General features: G+C 60.6%; 15 protein-coding genes. 4 read left to right on the top strand and 11 right to left on the bottom strand.

What is annotated here, in order from left to right; all coding sequences use genetic code 11:
- Positions 1–43: 43 nt before the first annotated feature.
- Positions 44–619 (top strand): hypothetical protein, encoded by a 576-nt coding sequence (locus tag EA473_RS10200; protein ID WP_124195557.1) that lies wholly within the window; start codon positions 44–46, stop codon positions 617–619.
- 270 nt (positions 620–889) lie between these two features.
- On the opposite strand, the gene EA473_RS10195 is transcribed toward EA473_RS10200, so the two are convergent.
- Positions 890–2,554 carry an ABC transporter ATP-binding protein gene (locus EA473_RS10195; protein WP_207890168.1) on the bottom strand — a complete coding sequence of 555 codons (1,665 nt, stop codon included), beginning with the start codon at positions 2,552–2,554 and terminating at the stop codon, positions 890–892.
- Positions 2,555–3,075: 521 nt separating this feature from the next.
- Between EA473_RS10195 and EA473_RS10190 the strand changes: the two genes are divergently transcribed.
- A complete protein-coding gene (locus EA473_RS10190) occupies positions 3,076–3,537 on the top strand; it encodes a universal stress protein (RefSeq protein WP_124195556.1) in 462 nt (153 codons plus the stop codon).
- Positions 3,538–3,831: 294 nt separating this feature from the next.
- Here the strand turns inward: EA473_RS10190 and EA473_RS10185 are convergent, their stop codons facing one another.
- The 7 genes from EA473_RS10185 to EA473_RS10155 all read right to left on the bottom strand — a co-directional run bounded on the left by EA473_RS10185 (position 3,832) and on the right by EA473_RS10155 (position 10,282).
- Positions 3,832–5,343 carry an amidase gene (locus tag EA473_RS10185; protein ID WP_124195555.1) on the bottom strand — a complete coding sequence of 504 codons (1,512 nt, stop codon included), beginning with the start codon at positions 5,341–5,343 and terminating at the stop codon, positions 3,832–3,834.
- Positions 5,344–5,535: 192 nt separating this feature from the next.
- Positions 5,536–5,778 carry a hypothetical protein gene (locus EA473_RS10180; protein WP_124195554.1) on the bottom strand — a complete coding sequence of 81 codons (243 nt, stop codon included), beginning with the start codon at positions 5,776–5,778 and terminating at the stop codon, positions 5,536–5,538.
- Positions 5,779–5,780: 2 nt separating this feature from the next.
- A complete protein-coding gene (locus tag EA473_RS10175) occupies positions 5,781–6,509 on the bottom strand; it encodes a hypothetical protein (protein ID WP_124195553.1) in 729 nt (242 codons plus the stop codon).
- Between the two features lie 243 nt (positions 6,510–6,752).
- Complete coding sequence (locus tag EA473_RS10170; RefSeq protein ID WP_124195552.1) at positions 6,753–7,517, bottom strand: ABC transporter ATP-binding protein; 765 nt, start codon at positions 7,515–7,517, stop codon at positions 6,753–6,755.
- A 220-nt stretch (positions 7,518–7,737) separates the two neighbouring features.
- The gene (locus EA473_RS10165) at positions 7,738–8,568 is read right to left on the bottom strand and encodes an ABC transporter permease (protein WP_124195551.1); all 831 of its coding nucleotides are present in this window, start codon (positions 8,566–8,568) and stop codon (positions 7,738–7,740) included.
- Positions 8,568–9,395 carry an ABC transporter permease gene (locus EA473_RS10160; protein WP_124195550.1) on the bottom strand — a complete coding sequence of 276 codons (828 nt, stop codon included), beginning with the start codon at positions 9,393–9,395 and terminating at the stop codon, positions 8,568–8,570. The genes EA473_RS10165 and EA473_RS10160 overlap by 1 nt, the downstream gene beginning before the upstream one ends.
- Before the next feature lie 5 nt (positions 9,396–9,400).
- Entirely contained in the window at positions 9,401–10,282 is an 882-nt protein-coding gene (locus EA473_RS10155) for an ABC transporter substrate-binding protein (protein WP_165875251.1), read from the bottom strand.
- Positions 10,283–10,725: 443 nt separating this feature from the next.
- Here EA473_RS10155 and EA473_RS10150 point away from each other — a divergent pair, with 443 nt between their 5' ends.
- Positions 10,726–12,270 (top strand): amidase, encoded by a 1,545-nt coding sequence (locus EA473_RS10150; protein WP_124195548.1) that lies wholly within the window; start codon positions 10,726–10,728, stop codon positions 12,268–12,270.
- A gap of 286 nt (positions 12,271–12,556) precedes the next feature.
- Here the strand turns inward: EA473_RS10150 and EA473_RS10145 are convergent, their stop codons facing one another.
- Positions 12,557–13,594, bottom strand: a complete 1,038-nt coding sequence (locus EA473_RS10145; protein WP_124195547.1) for an LLM class flavin-dependent oxidoreductase — start codon at positions 13,592–13,594, stop codon at positions 12,557–12,559.
- A 128-nt stretch (positions 13,595–13,722) separates the two neighbouring features.
- Between EA473_RS10145 and EA473_RS10140 the strand changes: the two genes are divergently transcribed.
- On the top strand, positions 13,723–14,103 hold the full coding sequence (locus EA473_RS10140; RefSeq protein WP_124195546.1) for a Rid family detoxifying hydrolase: 381 nt from the start codon (positions 13,723–13,725) through the stop codon (positions 14,101–14,103).
- Positions 14,104–14,226: 123 nt separating this feature from the next.
- Here the strand turns inward: EA473_RS10140 and EA473_RS10135 are convergent, their stop codons facing one another.
- Complete coding sequence (locus tag EA473_RS10135) at positions 14,227–14,652, bottom strand: hypothetical protein (RefSeq protein ID WP_124195545.1); 426 nt, start codon at positions 14,650–14,652, stop codon at positions 14,227–14,229.
- 262 nt (positions 14,653–14,914) lie between these two features.
- Entirely contained in the window at positions 14,915–16,345 is a 1,431-nt protein-coding gene (gene lpdA, locus EA473_RS10130) for a dihydrolipoyl dehydrogenase (protein WP_124195544.1), read from the bottom strand.
- Between the last annotated feature and the right edge of the window lie 24 nt (positions 16,346–16,369).

Raw genomic sequence — 16,369 nt, 5'->3', positions numbered from 1 at the left:
CGGATCGAACGATAATTCGCCCCACTCCTCCCACGTCACACTCATGTCGCTCTCTCACGCCATCGAAGCGACGCTCGAGGAATACTCCGACGCGCTCGTCGAGCTGATCGGTATCGTCGGAATGGTCATGCTCGTCGTCGGATCGACTCTCGAGGAGGGGACGCTCGTCCAACGGCTACTCTTTCTCGTCGGTCCGATCGTCCTCTTGCTGGTCGCCTACCACAACCGTGAGATGATGCTGACGGTTCTGCAAGTAGTCATCATTCTCGGCTCGGCGATGGCCTTCTTCCCGACGGTTCCACTCGCCGGTCGCCTTCCCGTCCTGATGGGGGCGGCGATACTGAGCGTGGGCTACCTCGTCTGGATCGACTACCGTCGCAAAGATCGATTCTGGCCCATCGGCGGTGCTGGTCTCCTGATGCTGGCAGCAGGATTCACCATCTCGAGTGCCCATCTGGTCGCGTTCAACGCGTTGTTAGCGGTCGGATCGGTTCTGATGGCGGTCTACTCGACGCTCGGATTGATCTTCCTTCGAGTCAGGATCATGGCGATCTGGATCGTGCTCAACGTCGCGTTCGCGATCGCCCCGGGAATCAGACTCGTAGCCCTGTTGAACTGATCGTCGCCGACGGCGTCTGCTACGGATTCCTGTACCGGCCTCTCGGTGGGGCCCGAAACCGGTCACCCGGAGGACTAGATGTTTGGTCGCGCTCGCAAACACCGCTGGATAGCAGACTGCAAGAGACGCCATCCAGCTCCGCGGATTCGATCTGTGTCTCCAGTTTCGACCTGGGTAGCCGGCTCCGTGTCTCGAGTCGGCTGGCGTCACCGCTCTGATCGGCGGCGGTTTTTGGTGAAAAACGACGGTACGATCGTCGAGTCGTTCGATTCAGTCGACTCTGGCCTGCTCTTTTTGCTCTTCGTCGACTCCGGCCGCGCCACCGGTCATGTAGAGGCCGATCTCTTCGATGTCGGCGGAGTCGGCGTCTGTTCGATGGATGATCTCTCCCTCGTAGACGACGGCGACTCGATCGCTCATCTCGATGATTTCGGAGAGTTCCTCGGAGATCAGTAACACGCCGGTACCGTCTTTGCGCTGCTCGAGGATCTGTTCGCGGACGAACTCGATGGCACCGACGTCCAGGCCGCGGGTCGGCTGGTTCGCGACGAGAAGCTTCGGATCGCGGATCAACTCGCGGCCGAGAATCATCTTCTGGAGGTTTCCGCCGGAGAGGTCTTCGGCGTCCGAATCCACGCTGGGGACCCTGACGTCGTAGGTATCGACGATCTCCTCTGCGTGTTCCCGAGCGCGTCCGTAATCCAGCCCGAGTTCGGCCGGACCGGTGACGTACTCTTCACCCCGATAGTCTTTGATGATGCTGTTGCGGACCAGGTTCAGTCCCGGTGCGCTCCCTTCGTGGTTACGATCCGGCGGGACGTAGGAGACGCCGTTCTCGATGTACTCTTTCGTCGACGCGTCCGTCACGTCCGTTCCGTCGAGTTCGATCGTTCCCCCGGCGATGTCGCGAACGCCGACGAGACACTCGGCGATTTCGCGCATCCCGTTGCCAGCGACGCCGGCCAGCCCCAGGATCTCTCCCTCCCGAATATCCAGATCGACGCCGGAGACGCTCTCGACCCCCCGATCGTTGTACGCCCGCAGGTCGGAGACGGTGATAACCGGTTCGCCGCGTTCGACGGTGTCCTTCTCGATGTCGAAGACGACGTCCCGTCCGACCATCATCCGGGCGAGATCCGCCTCGGTGACGTCCGCAGTTTCGACGGTGTCGACTTTCTTTCCCTCCCGAAGCACGCTCACCCGGTCGGTGATCTGTTTGACCTCGTCGAGTTTGTGGGTGATGATGACGACGGTCAGGCCCTTCTCGACGAGCTTCTCCAGGGTGTTGAACAGCCGCTCGATGAGGTTGGGCGTGAGAACCGCCGTCGGCTCGTCTAAGATCAACAGGTCGACGTCCCGGTACAGCGCTTTCAGGATCTCGACGCGCTGTTGCTCCCCGATCTCGAGTTGCCACACGTCGAGGTCGGGATCGATGTCGATGTCGTACTCCTCTGCAACCCTGCGGACGCGTTCGGACTCGAGATCGTGATTGTAGGAGAACAGACGCCCGAGCCGGCTGAGCGGTCCCTTGCTCAAAAGACCCGATTCTTTCTCGGCGTCGCCCTGAAACGCGACGCGATCCGAGTCTGCGTGGAACGAGGGGTAGGTTTCCCGGAGGCCGAGGACCACGTTCTCGGTGACGCTCAACTTGGGAATGAGTTTGAAGTGCTGGTGAACCATTCCGATGCCGGCGTCGATCGCATCGTCGGGTGATCTGATGTCCAGTGGCTTGCCTTTGTACCGGATCGTTCCCTTGTCGGGCGTGTACAACCCGAAAAGGACTTTCATCAGCGTACTTTTCCCAGCCCCGTTTTCCCCGAGCAGTCCGTGGATTTCACCTTCCCTGACTGTGAAATCGATGTGATCGTTCGCGACGACCCCTGGAAACGTTTTGTGGATGTTTTCCATTTCCAGAATCGGCTCTCTTCGACTCATACGTCTTTGATCAGGATGCACTATCAAAAGGTTGGCGGTCGATTGTGGGCATATGACACACTATCAACCGCCACATTCAGATAATTTGACGCGTTAGTCCTCGAAACAGCGTCCTCAAAAATCGAAATATCCGCGCTACGATCGCACGACTCGTAGTTCTCACACGGTTTGGTGGCTGTCGATGCCGTGCGAACGCAGACGGACTGCGGTTGCACCAGTTCGTCGTTCCAGCAATCCGTCTCGCTATCTGCACTCGAATCGAACCGCCCCCGCTTCGAACTGCCATCTGCCGTGCGATCAGGCCGATCTCTGGACAGGCGTGATCGGGTTCTGTCTGGCAATCGTGTCACCTACTAACTATTTCCATACAACCAAATAGCTGCAGGACGATACGTACGCAAAGCCATGTTAGTGAAACTCCCACATCGATTGTCAGTTAGCAACCGAACCGACGCCACACCAGAGCGAGCAGGCAAGCAGACGGCTCGAAGTTACGATATCGACGTCCGGGTGCGATAACGATGTACCGCGTACTCATTCCGGTGGACGAACGCGAGTCGACCGCCGTGGCCGTCGTCGACACCCTTCTCGCTATGCCGGGCGATCCCGCCGACTACCGGGCAGTCGTTATGAACGTGCACACGGAAGCCAGTGGCGGCCTATCGACCGATCAAAAGGTGGGCACTAGCGCCGACGACGGTGGCCGTGGCGACACCGAGTTCTTCGACGAGGTCGACCTCCCCGCGAGCGTCACGACGGCGGTCGACCGTCTCGAGGACGCCGGAGTCGACGCGACGGTGCGCCGAGAACAGGGCGATGTAGCCAAACAGATCGTCAGCGTCGCCAGGGAGATCGACACCGACCTCGTCGTGATGAGCGGCCGGAAGCGAAGCCCGAGCGGAAAGGTGCTGTTCGGTAGCGTGACCCAGTCGGTGCTGTTGTCCGCGGATGTGCCGGTCACCGTCGTCATGCACGATTCGTAGACGGACGAATCATGCGCATTTCGTAGACGGACGAATCATGCGCATTTCGTAGACGGACGAATCATGCGCATTTCGTAGACGGACGACTCGTGGCGACCGAAGGGACGTATCGTGACGATCCGAACGGACGATTCGTGGGGAGCCGAACGGACGACTTGTGGCGACCCGAACGGGCGATTCCTGACGACCTGGCCGATTCACAATCACCGATCTGTTCGGTCCGGGACCCGAGGGAACTTCCGGTCCGTCGAGATGGGGGCGGCTGTACTCCGCGAGAATGAATCCTCGAGGACCCTATCGGTCTTCGGTCATCTCGCACTCGAGGGCGTAACAGCCGTCGAGTACGGTCGCGTCGTCGAAGTGAGACCCGACCAGCATGAGACCGACCGGGAGGCCATCGACGTCCTCGACGGGAACGCTCGCAGCGGGGTGGCCGGTCGCGTTGAACTGACAGGCGTTGGCCAGGCTGCCCCACGCGTCGTCGATGAACTCGAAGATGTCCTGGTCGGGGACGTACTCGTTCGGAAGCTGTGGCGCGGTCGGCATCGCGAGCACGTCGTACTCCGCGAGCACTTCGTCGTAGGCCTCCTCGAGTTCGTTTCGGAGATTCATCGCCCGGGCGTAGTATGCCGAGTGGAACTGCTCGCTCGCGTACGCGCCGAGCAGGAGGTTGTACTTGAAACTCGGCGGGAAGCTGCCGCCCTGTGCGCGACGGAACTTTCCGAACGACTCGACCCAGGACGTGTTGTACCACCCACGCCAGTTTCGGCCGACGTTCTCGCCCCGAAAGCTCGCGACGGTCCCTTCCGCGAGTGCGACCGAGTAGATGTCGACGGCGTCGTCGTGGATCGGCAGCGAGACGTCGTCGACGGTCGCTCCCGCCTCCTCGAGCGTCTCGAGGCCCGCTCGAACGCGCTCGTTCACCCGTTCGTCGGCTTCCGGTCGCTCGAACCCCTCCTCGACGACGGCGATCGAGAGCTCGGAGGCGTCGCCCTCGAGTGCGTCCTCGTACCGTTCGGTCGGCACCTCGTCGGGCTGGCGAGGATCGTCCGGATCCGCGCCGGCCAGTACGGTCAACGCCCGCGCCGTCGTGGTGACGTCGGCCGCCATCGGACCGACGTAGTCGATCGTGTTCTCGATACCCGCGATTCCGGTGTACGGAACGAGGCCGTGGGTCGGTTTGTGACCGACGATCCCCGACCACGCCGCGGGGACGCGGATGCTCCCGCCCTGATCGGTGCCGATGGCGACGTCCGCCTCGCCGGTCACGATGGCGATGGCGCTCCCGCCGCTCGAGCCCCCGGCCAGCCGGCTATCGTCGTGTGGATTCAGCGTCGGACCGAACGCGCTCGAGTGGCCGTTTCCGGTAAACGCCATGTCGTCCATGTTCGTCTTGCCGACGATCCGGCCGCCGGCCTCGAGCAGCCGCGTGACGATCGTCGCGTCGACGTCCGGCACGTAGCCTTCCATCACCTGAGAGCCACAGGTCATCTCCACGCCCGCGACGGCCACGCTGTCTTTCAGCGCGACGTCGGAGCCCGCCAGCGGACCGTCGTCCGCGCCCGAAATCTCACACCGTGTAATCCAGGCGTTGTACGGATCGTCGGTCCGGGCGCGCTCACCCGGATCGAGCTCGCGGTCGGGCTGGCGCTTTCCCCGCTGGCTGTAGCGACGAACCGTCTCGTAGGCATCGAGATTGTCGCTGATCAACTCGCGAAACGCCTCCACCTCGTCGTCCGTGAGATCGAGGTGAAGGTCGTCGCCGAGCGATCGAATCTCTTCGCTGGTCGGTTCACGGAGTGCCATACGTGACGTTTCGCTCAAACGATAATATTCGTTTGGGTCGATACCCCGCCGGACGCCATCCCCGCGTCGTCACGTCCCGGCCGCCGTCCCCGCGTCGTCACGTCCCGGCCGCCGTCCCCGCGTCGTCACGCCCTGGCCGCCGTCCCCGCGTCGTCACGTCCCGACCGTCGCGTTCTTCCCAAGAGCCGGCGCCTACACCCCAGGACTCCGCCAATCGTACTGGAGTGTCTCCATCGACGCGTACAGCGACATTACGTCTACGAACTGCTCGACGTCGAGTTCGCAGCTCGTGACGGTTCCGTCTTCGTGTTCGACCTCGAGAATTGGGCTCAGGTCCTCGAGGTGGAGCGCGTCCACTCCCGGCTCGTCGCTTCCGGACCGGTCGGTGATCGTGATCTCGGTGTCCGCCGTGAACGTAATTCGGTCGGCTGGCACGGTCAGTCACCCCCTCGCGCGAACTCCTCGGGGTTTTCGAACGCGTATCTCATCCCGTCGCGGATCGCCTCGTACTTCTGCTGGGCGATCTCCGCCATCCGGTCGTGATCGTCCGGCGACCCGAATCGCTTGGCGATCAGTCCGCCGAGGTGGTTGTGATCGCCCTCGTCGGCGGCGATGTCCTTCAGCGAGTTCGCGATGTTCGGATACTCCGACTCGAGGTAGGACGCGAGGTTGCGGACCTGGAAGGCGGCACCGACCTCCGTCGAGCACTGAAAGCCCGCTGCGACGTGGTGAGGTTCCTCGTGGTCGGCCCCCGCGTACCCGGCTGCGACAAGTTTGTCGTAGTAGCCTTCCGGGTGATACGGCGCGTCCCAGGTGACCATGTCGGCGTCGGCGTCGAACCGTTCGGCGAAGTTCGAGAATATCCGGGCGTGTTTGATCTCGTCGCGGATCTGTTTGCCAAGCCCCACGATTATGTCGCGGTCGTCGTAGTACGGATCGCCCCGCCGGTAGATCAGGTCACACTGTCGAACCGGTGGCAGGAGGCCGTAGTAAAACTCCTTCCAGGCGAACGCCGGAAACTCCGTCCTGATGGTGGCTTCCGGGCCGCCCAGCCGCTCGAAGTATTCCTCGTCGTAGTACGTGTTGGCCAACTCCTTTGCTTTCCGCCGATGCTCGTCCATCAACTCCTCGACGAACTCGTCCGTGCCTTTGTGCACCTCACTCATACGAACGTATTTTGTCATGATGGTATATAATACTGCTCCCTCCTCTATGGGTGATCGGTTCGGGCCGTCGTCGGCTCTTACGAGCCGTCGAGGAACGACACCACGACAGAAACGGGAGAACGACACCACGGCAGAAACGGGAAGCCGTTCTCGAGGACGTGACGAACCGTTGGAAATCGGTACTGGTGTAACAGAGACAGTTCGCGCTCGTCCTAATAAATCGTTACAATATCTCGGGGTATCCTACACGGACTGGATCGTAGCCATATGATCGAAGAAGGTCTTCATCAACGCCGCCTCCGTCTCGAGGAGCGCTGGATCGTCGGGTTCTCGTGGTCGATCGTGTTCGATCTCCGATTGGTGGAAGATCCGTCCTCGAGTATCGAGAAACGTGACTGATTCCGACAAATAGACCGCTTCGCTGATGTCGTGGGTAACGAAGATAATCGTTTTCTCCGTTGACTTCCAGAGGTCGAGCAGGTCGTCCCGAAGGTTTCGGGCTGTGAGTTCGTCGAGAGAACTGAAGGGTTCGTCCATGAGCAGGATCGACGGATCGACCGCCAGGGCGCGGGCGATGCCGACGCGCTGGCGCATTCCGCCGGACAGCCGGAGCGGATAACTTTCTCGTTCGTCGTGCAGTCCGACCATCTCGAGGACGTCGACGATTCGCTCTTCCCGTTGAGACTTCGAGAGGTCGCGTTCCCGTAACACCAAATCGACGTTTTCACCGACCGTTCGCCAGTTCAACAACCGAGGTTCCTGAAACACGTATCCGACCGGGAGATCCGTCGGCGAAATCGGTGATCCGGCGTATTCGATCTCGCCGCGGTCCATAGGGATCGTTCCAGCGAGAATATTCAGCAACGTCGATTTCCCACACCCTGAGGGTCCCATAACCGTATAGAATTCCCCATCGCCGACGGTGACGTCGATGTCGTCGAGTACGACCAGTTCCTCTCCCTCGTCTTCCGTGAACGTTTTCGAGAGATTCGTTACGTGGATGGACATCAGGTCATCACCTTCGCTCGCGATCGTCCTGTTGACCACCGTTTTCTGTCACTTGTCCTCTTCCAGAAACCGGCCGTCGTGCGGGATTGACTGACTGTGAGTTCGATCTCGATTTCTAGTGGACCGCTACCGGATTTATCTGTACCGTTGAGAGCGTCTGTATCGCACCTTTGCACCCCGTTTTCCGCCGGTCGCGTTTCGTTTCGGGCACTCATGATTATCACGTCCTCCACCTGAACAGGTGATCCTCCAGCGGTTTCAAGAAGACGTACTCTATTATCAGCACGATTCCGACGAACAGCATCAGATATCCAAGCACGATTTCGATGTTTCCGAACTGGAAGTGCGTTCGCAACATCGCGCCTAACCCATCTGAGAGGCCGAATACCTCCCCTAATACGGTGACCTTCCAGACCATCCCGAGGATATACCGGTAGCTACCGAACAGGTAGGGTAGCAGATGTGGAATGTAGATATGTCTCCAGATCATCCGATTACTGGCGTCGAAGGAGTGGGCCATCTCCAGTAACCCGATATTGACGTCCCGTGCTCCTTGCCACATGTTTATCACTCCGAAAGGAGTCGCCGCGACGATCACAGCGAATATCAACCCGGATTCGTGGAACCCGAACCACACTAACGAGAGCAGGATGATGACCACTGCCGGCACGGTCATTCCGAGCGGCAGGAAGTTGACCAAGGAGTCCCCGACTGGCTTGACGACAGCCATCAAAATTCCGAAAACAACTGACAGCAAAAGCACGAGGACGCTAGCGACTATCGCTCTCACGAACGTAACGCGGACGTGATCGAGCGCGGTCAGCCCGTACGGATCCTCGGTAAACGTGAGGTAATACGTCTGCTCGAAGGTTATCAGCGGTCCCGGAAGGGTGCCGGGATCGCTAATGTAACTGGCGACGCCACCCCAGATCACCAACAACACAGTGATCGGAAGGACGGTCTGGAGGAGGTTTTCACGAACTCGCCGCAACACGGGTTCTACGACATCGTCTCGAATCACGCCGCCAAGGGATTCGTTTTTCAACGCCATTATGCCGTTTTCACCTCGCTATGGACGTCGTCGACTTCAGGTCGCCACGCGAAGGATCGTTTTTCGACGATTTTGAGCGCCCGCTCGATCCCGAACATCGCCAGCATCATGGGGATCGACCACGCGATAATCATGTCCGCCCTCACGGCACCGAAGTAGTAGTGAACGACGAACCCGATTCCAACGCTGGACCCGAATATCTCGGCAACCAGTGACAGTTTCCAAGCTAACGCGAACGCGAGCCGGCCAGAGGAGTAGAGAAACGGCATCAACGCCGGAACGAAGATGTGGCGCCATATCGCCGTAGTCGATAGATCGAACGAGTGTGCCATCTCGAGCAGATCGTCGTCGATCGATTCGGCCCCTTTCCAGATATTCACGGCCACGTACGGTGTCACTGCGAGAACGGTCACTGTCACCACGACGAAGTACGTCGTGAGTGCTCCGAACCACATTACGAGGATAAACGCCCACACGACCGCCGGAAAGGTCAAGAATATCATGACAGGGACGGTCAAAAATTCCTTGTACTTCGAAACGCCCATCGTAATCCCGAGAACCGTCCCAATCACCATTATGAAGACAAACGAAACGAGTATTCGTTGGGTCGTGATCCAGGCGTGTTCGACGAATGAGAACTGATCTGCGCCGCTCACCACGCTGTATGTGATTTCGGCGAGATGAACCAACCCTGGCAGATCTCTGGGAGAGAAGAACAGAGACAGCAGTTGCCAGAGACCGAGGAAGGCGATCAACGTGTACAGCGTCGGCTGGTACAACCTCGAATCGTACCCCACGTTCACGCGCTTACCGAGATATCCGTACATGACGATCACTCCAATTCGTCGTGTAACAAGAACGAGTCGCGACCGGGCGCGCTATCGATGGCATCGTTTCGCTCGAGCATGTCGTAAAATTCGACGTGCGAGTCGATCCACCCCTCTCCCCAATCGGTCGGAAAGAGCGGTGCCTCTTCGACCAATCGTTCGACCTCTGCCATCTCCGCATCGTCCTCGAGATCCAGTCCAGCGAGAACGCCGTACTGTGCGATCGCGTCCTCGAAGTTGCTCTCGAATAGTTCGACCGCTTCGACCCATCCCTCCCAGAAAGAGAGCACCGCGTCTGGACTGGACGTCACGAAGTTCTCGAACGCACCGTGCATCGTCACCTGTGGTGGATACCCGGTTTGATCCGTCCATTCGTCGGCCAGATACGAGATCGATCTGAATCGGTCGTCGGCTAACGCGTCGATCGTAAAGCCTGTGAACATGATTGCGGCATCGATCTCTTCGTCTTCGACCAGCATGTCGTACAGCGACGCCGACGAGGCGTCTACGATTTCGTCGGTGTCCTCCATCAAGTCGAACCCGTGCTCTTCTATCCAGTAGGCTCGGAACGATTGGGTCGTCCCGGAGGAAAGCTGATCGGCTCCCATCACCCGTCCCTCGAGGTCGGCGGGTCCCTCGATGTCGGAGTCGGCTCGAACGAAGGCATGATTTATCTCCGTCATACTTGGGGAGAAGATCTGCACAGGAACTCCATCTGCGACGTCTTGTGGGAAATCGAACGTCGTCGCAACGCCAGCCCCGGTACACTGGTCGCCGGAGAAACAGCGAATAAACTGCCCGTAACCGGTCACCTCGAAACTAAAGTCGATGCCCCGATCGAGCCAAACGTTGTTCTCCTGGCCGTAGAGAAAAACGGGGATAGTCATTCCGCCTTCGGGCCCCAATACGTGAACTTCGTGTGACCCGTTTTCCCCGTTTTCGTCGTCGCTCGTGAGACACCCTGCAACTCCGCCACCGATCACAACGGCTCCGCTTTGTAGTGCTTTCCGTCGGGTTATCCCTCCGAATCGGTTGGTGTTATGTGACACCATGGCACGTCCAACCACGAAGCTACATTTCAATGTTCTGGATATAGTCGAACAGCAATAATTCGAAATAATCGTGTTGTTTACTATCTGTTGACTGACCGGTCGTATTGCCAATCGCCCTTTACCGCCCGTCTGAAAGCCGACTGGTGATGCGGTTCCGGCGGCTGCGATGAACCAATCGGAGTCAATGGTCGCCACAGCGGTGTGGACTCGTTCCCGTTTTTATCCGCCACTCGAGTCGGTAGCGGAAGATTTAATAGCTCGATCCGAACACCTCCTGTATGACACATTTGCCACCAGTTGTCAGACCGCCGTCTCGCGACGAACTCGTCGACATCGCCGAGTCGTACTACTTCGACCTGAGCGAGGACGAGGTCGACGACTTCATGGAACTCATCGAGGCCAAGATGGGCTTTTGTTCGCGGATCGACGAACTCTCCGACCGGACGGGTTCACAGCGGGAGGCTCGCCGGGATCCTGGGTACAGAGCCACTAGCGACGAGGATCCGCTGAACGCGATCGTCACGTACTGCGACGTCGAAACCGACGCGAACGGCCCCCTCTCCGGCTACGAGGTCGGGATCAAGGACAACATCTCCGTCGCCGGCGTCGAGATGACGTGTGCCTCGAAGGTGATGGCGGGCCATCACCCGAAGTACGACGCGCCGGTCGTCGACCGCCTGCTCGAGGCGGGTGCACAGATTACCGCGAAGACGAACATGGACGAGATGGCGGTGTCGGGAAGCGGCGAGATGTCGGCGTTTGGGCCGATCCTCAACCCCTTCGACGACGACTATCTGGCCGGCGGCTCTTCGGGCGGATCCGCGGTCGCCGTCGTCACCGGTCAGGTCGACGTCGCGATCGGCACCGACCAGGCTGGATCGCTACGCACGCCCGCCGCGTGGAGCGGCTGCGTCGGGTTCAAGCCGACGCACGGACTCGTCCCGTTCCGGGGGGCCGCCCCGCTCGGGCACTCGTTCGATCACATCGGGCCGATGGCGACGTCGGTCGAAGACGCCACTCGCGTTCTCGACGTGATCGCCGGCAAAGACCCACGAGATCCCCGCCAGGGGGTCGTCGAGACCGGTGACTACCTCGAGGCGCTCGAGACCGACATCGAAGGGTGTCGGATCGGGGTCGTCTCCGAAGGGTTCGGGTTCGACGGCGGCGAGGAAGGCGTCAACGACGGCGTCCGTGCTGCCGTCGACCAGCTCGAGGAACTCGGTGCCGAGGCCGAGGAGGTCTCTATTCCGTGGCACGTCGACGGCTTTTTCGTCTGGCTCGCGGTCGAAAACGAGGAAGCGGCGGCGGTCTGGGACGCGGACGGCACGGGGTACTTCGTCGACGGTCATTACGACACCGACCTCGCCGAAGCGTTCGGCAAGTCCCGCCGGTCTCAGGCCGACGAGTTCGCGCCGACTGTCAAACTCAAGTGCATCCTCGGGAAGTACCTCAAGGACAAGTACTACGGTCGCTATCACGGAAAAGCCCAGAACCTCCGAGAGGACCTGACGGCGGCCTACGACGAGGAGTTCTCCGAGTTCGACGTCCTCGCGATGCCGACGACGCCGATGACCGCGTTCGAACTCGAGGAGGATTTGACCCGGATCGAGGCGGTCAACCGGGCACAGGGCAAGAAAGGCCGGACGCGAAACACGATGCCGTTCGACATGACCGGCCACCCGGCGATCTCGGTTCCGTGCGGGAAATCCGACGGGCTGCCGATCGGGTTGATGCTCGTCGGTCGCCACTTCGAGGAGGAGACGGTCATCAGCGTGGCCGATGCGTTCGAGCGTAACACGGACTGGGAGGACCGACACTACTGATTCCGGACGCGGCGGGACGGATATCGAAAATCGTGGTCCTGGCTTGCTTTTGGGACGGCGGCTCGGACGGGTGTGGGACGCTCTTTTCGGTCGACTTCCGGCTGTGTATGCTATTTCTGTCCCATCCACGAACGGATCGCGAGTGTCCTGTGAACGGGTAGATCTGACCGTCTCATACAGTCTGTTGTGGGTCTTTGCCAGCCGATTGCAGACCGGCTGACGATCGACCGGCAATCAGTCACATCAGGCCGTAACATCTACCAGGCGTATCATCGACCAGACCGTATCACTCGAGACGATCGATGACTTCCTCGGAGAACATCTCGAGGTTCTGTCCGTAGCTGTGGACGTCGTTTTCGAACGCGAGCAACCCGACGTGGTCGACCCCGATCTCGCGCAGCCGATCGACGTGGTCACGACACTCTTCGGGCGTTCCGGCGATCGAGAACTGTTCGGTGACGGCGGCGGGGACGTACTCGCGAATCTCGGCCGGTAACAGCTCGTGTGGTGCCTCGAGTTCCTTGACGCGACGGGCGTCCGCTTCGTCGATGCCGATCGCCGTGAGCGCTTTCAGCGGCGCTTTGTTGACGATCCGGGCCACCAGCGGGTTGACGCCGTCGATGGCGGTCTCGCGGTCCTCGGCGACCGAAAGAAACGCCCAGCAGACGACGTCGAGGTCGTCGACCTCTCGGTCGGCTTTCGAGGCCCCCTTCTCGATGTGTTCGTACGCGTACTCCATGCCGGCGACGGAGGCCAGCCCCGCCCCGGCGATGACGCCGTCGCCTCGGAAGCCGCCCAGGCCAAGTATCGCCGGACCCCGACCGGCGACGTACACCGGGACGTCGGAAACGGGTTCGACGTCGATTCCGGTGTCCTCGAGGGCGAACTCCGGTCGCGAGATCGAGGCTTCTTCGCCGTCCAGGGTATTCGAGATGATCTTTACGGCGTCTCTGACCGTTCCGATGGGATCGCTCTGGTCGTAGCCGAGCGGATCGAGGACGATCGGCGAGCCTGCCCCGAGTCCGAGCATCGCCCGGCCGTCGGAGAGTTCGTCGACCGTCGCGATCGCAGACGCGGTAAGGGCGGGGTGGCGAGTGTAGGGGTTCGTAACGCCCGTCCCGAGACCGACGCGTTCCGTGTTTGCGGCAGCGAGTGCGAGATAGGTGTACGTGTTGTGATACAGCCGCTCGTCGCCGACGAGCAGGTTGTCGTAGGCGAGTTCGCTGTCGACGAGACGAACGGTCTCGAGGAACGGTTCGGGCTCGATTTCGTTCGGGAGCCCGGCGGTAAACGTGACCGACGAGTCGCTATCGTGGCTACCCATGACTGTTCGACAGTAATCGTGCCGTCTCCTTAACTGTTCGTGACCGACCGGCGGCACCGACGGCGGTCGACCCGCGTGGAACCGGTTTACCAAAAATACTATCTGTCCGCCAGTCGGATCTCGGATCGATGTCCAATCCAATTTCGACGGACGACGCGCCGGCGGCCGTTGGTGCGTACAGTCAGGGAAAAACCGATGGATCGCTGGTCTTTACGGCGGGACAGATTCCGCTTACGCCCGACGGCGAGTTACTCGACGACGCCCCGATCGAAGAACAGACTCGCCAGTCACTCGAGAACGTATTCGGCGTCCTGGAAGCGGAGGGGCTGTCGGCGGACGACGTTCTCAAGGTTACCGTCCTGATGGACGACATCGAGGAGTTCGACGCGATGAACGAGGTGTACGCGGAGTTCTTCGACGACGAACCACCGGCACGAAGCGCGTTCGAAGTCGCCAACCTCCCGAAGGGCGTGGGTATCGAAATCGAAGCGATCGCGAGCCACGACTGATCCGAACGAGGTCCCACCCCGGTCACGATTTCGACGCTCCGTTGATCTGCTCGCGATTCTCTACGGTACCCGGCGACGCCAGCCAGCGGCCCGCTCTCTGGGGATCACTTCCGTCGGGCTGAACTAAAAACGTCCGCGGGAATCGCTCCCCGTGTCGCCCGACAGCTGTCGTTCACGCTCGAGGCGTTGACAGCCAACTACCAGTGAATCCGGAATCTCGCCTGCAACACCGTGTAACGCGTCGAACACGATCGCGACCTCCTCGAAGCGCGGACCGCGCGCGGCCACGAGCGGGTCGACGGTCCACTCGATGAACCCCGAATCAGCCAGTATCGGGAGGTGTTCGTGGTACAACTCCTGCTCGAGCGTTCCCGGATTCGCGGGGACGTTCGGATTTATTGCACTCTCCGGCAGGGGCACCGTCCCGTCCGGCGAGGCGTCGAGCAGCGAGACGAGGAGTTGTCGTCGCGGTTCGGCCGCCACTGCACTGAACACCGTATCCCACCGCTGAATGACCCGTTTTCCGTTTTCGAACCGAACGTCCGTCATAGTACATGGTCTTTCCTGAACGTACTTAAGGATATTGTTGAGATATTACACGAGCGTTGGGACTCAGCCGCAGAGAGGGTGTTTCAACCAAACAATTTTTAAACACGTTCGCAGTCCCCATCGTTGCCCGAATACCAGGGCGCGGACGCATCCGCTCCGGCTGAAAACGGTCCCAGTTTCGCTCGAGTCGATTCGTCGTCTCGATCCCCGGCGACTCGAGTGCTACCTTTCGTCAGAATTCGCCGTCACCGTCCGTTCCGTATCAGAGCATGTGAATGCCGGCACCCTCCGTGTCGAGTGCGGCTTCCACGATGCCTTCGGAGAGCGTGGGATGAGAGTGGACCGTGTTGACGAGGTCGGCGACGGTGAGTTCGTTGGCGACGGCGAGTCCGACCTCCGCGATGAGTTCGGAGGCGGTGTCGCCGACGATCTGGCCGCCGAGAATTCGACCGGTCGATTCGTCGGCGACGATCGTTATCGCCCCGTTGGCGCTGTCCGCGGTGAGCGCTCGCCCGTTTACCCGGAACGAGTACGAACCGACGACTGGATCGTACCCTCGGTCTGCCGCCTCCGATTCGGACAGCCCGACCGTCGCGATCTCGGGATCCGTGAACACGGCCGCAGGGATCGTCTCTATCGACTGGACCGGTTCCGATCCGGCGATCGATTCCGCGACGAGTTTTCCTTCTTCGCTGCCCGCGTGTGCCAACAGCGGTTCGCCGGCGACGTCCCCGACCGCGTACACGTTCTCCTGTTCCGTCCGGAACCCGTCGGTCGTCTCGATGAACCCCCTCGAGTCGACGCTAACGCCCGCGTTCTCGAGTTCCAGTGAGTCGGTGACCGGCTCCCGACCGACGGCGACCAGGACCTTCTCGCTGGTTACCGACTCGGGTTCCGCCGCGGGTTCGTCGGGCGCACTCAACTGCAGGGTGACGGAGCCGTCGTCGTCGATGGTCCCGTCGACCGCGCGTTTGCCGAACTCGAATTCGATGCCGAGTTCGGCGGCCTGCGATTCGACGGGCCTGACGAGGTCGTCGTCGTACGTCGGCAGGATGCCGTCTAACTCTTCGACGACCGTCACGCTGACGCCGAGTTTCGCGAGCGCCATCGAGAGCTCCATGCCGATGTACCCCGCGCCGATCACGACGAGGTCTTCCGGCAACTCCTCCATTCCGAGCACCGCTTTCGAATCGAGTATCGACTCGCCGTCGTACTCGAGGCCGGGGATCTCGATCGGCCTGCTGCCCGTCGCGACGATCGCGTCGTCGAAGGAGACCCGCGTTCGGTCTCCGTCTCGATTCCGCACGACGACCGCGTCCGACCCGGCGAACGTCGCCTCGCCCTCGAGCAGATTCACTCCGTTCGACGTACAGAGCTTCTCGACGCCTTTGGTCAGGCGACGGACGATCCGGTCCTTCCAGCGCTGGATTTCGTCGAAGTTCACGTCGACGTCGGTGTAAATTCCGATGTCGTCTGCCGTCCTGGCAGACTCCGCGACGTCGGCGGCGTGGATGAGCGCCTTCGACGGAATGCAGCCGTGATTGAGACAGGTTCCGCCGAACCCGTCGCGCTCGACCAGCGTCACGTCCATCCCGAGTTGGCCGGCGCGAATCGCCGCGACGTACCCCGCCGGTCCGGCACCGATAATCGCTAGTTCTGTCTCGCTCTCCTCGTCGTAGTCGTGTTCAGTCATGATGTAAACAATAGTTCCGATGGT

Source organism: Natrarchaeobius chitinivorans (assembly GCF_003841505.1).
GTDB lineage: Archaea > Halobacteriota > Halobacteria > Halobacteriales > Natrialbaceae > Natrarchaeobius > Natrarchaeobius chitinivorans.
This window is presented reverse-complemented; position numbering and strand designations above follow the sequence as displayed.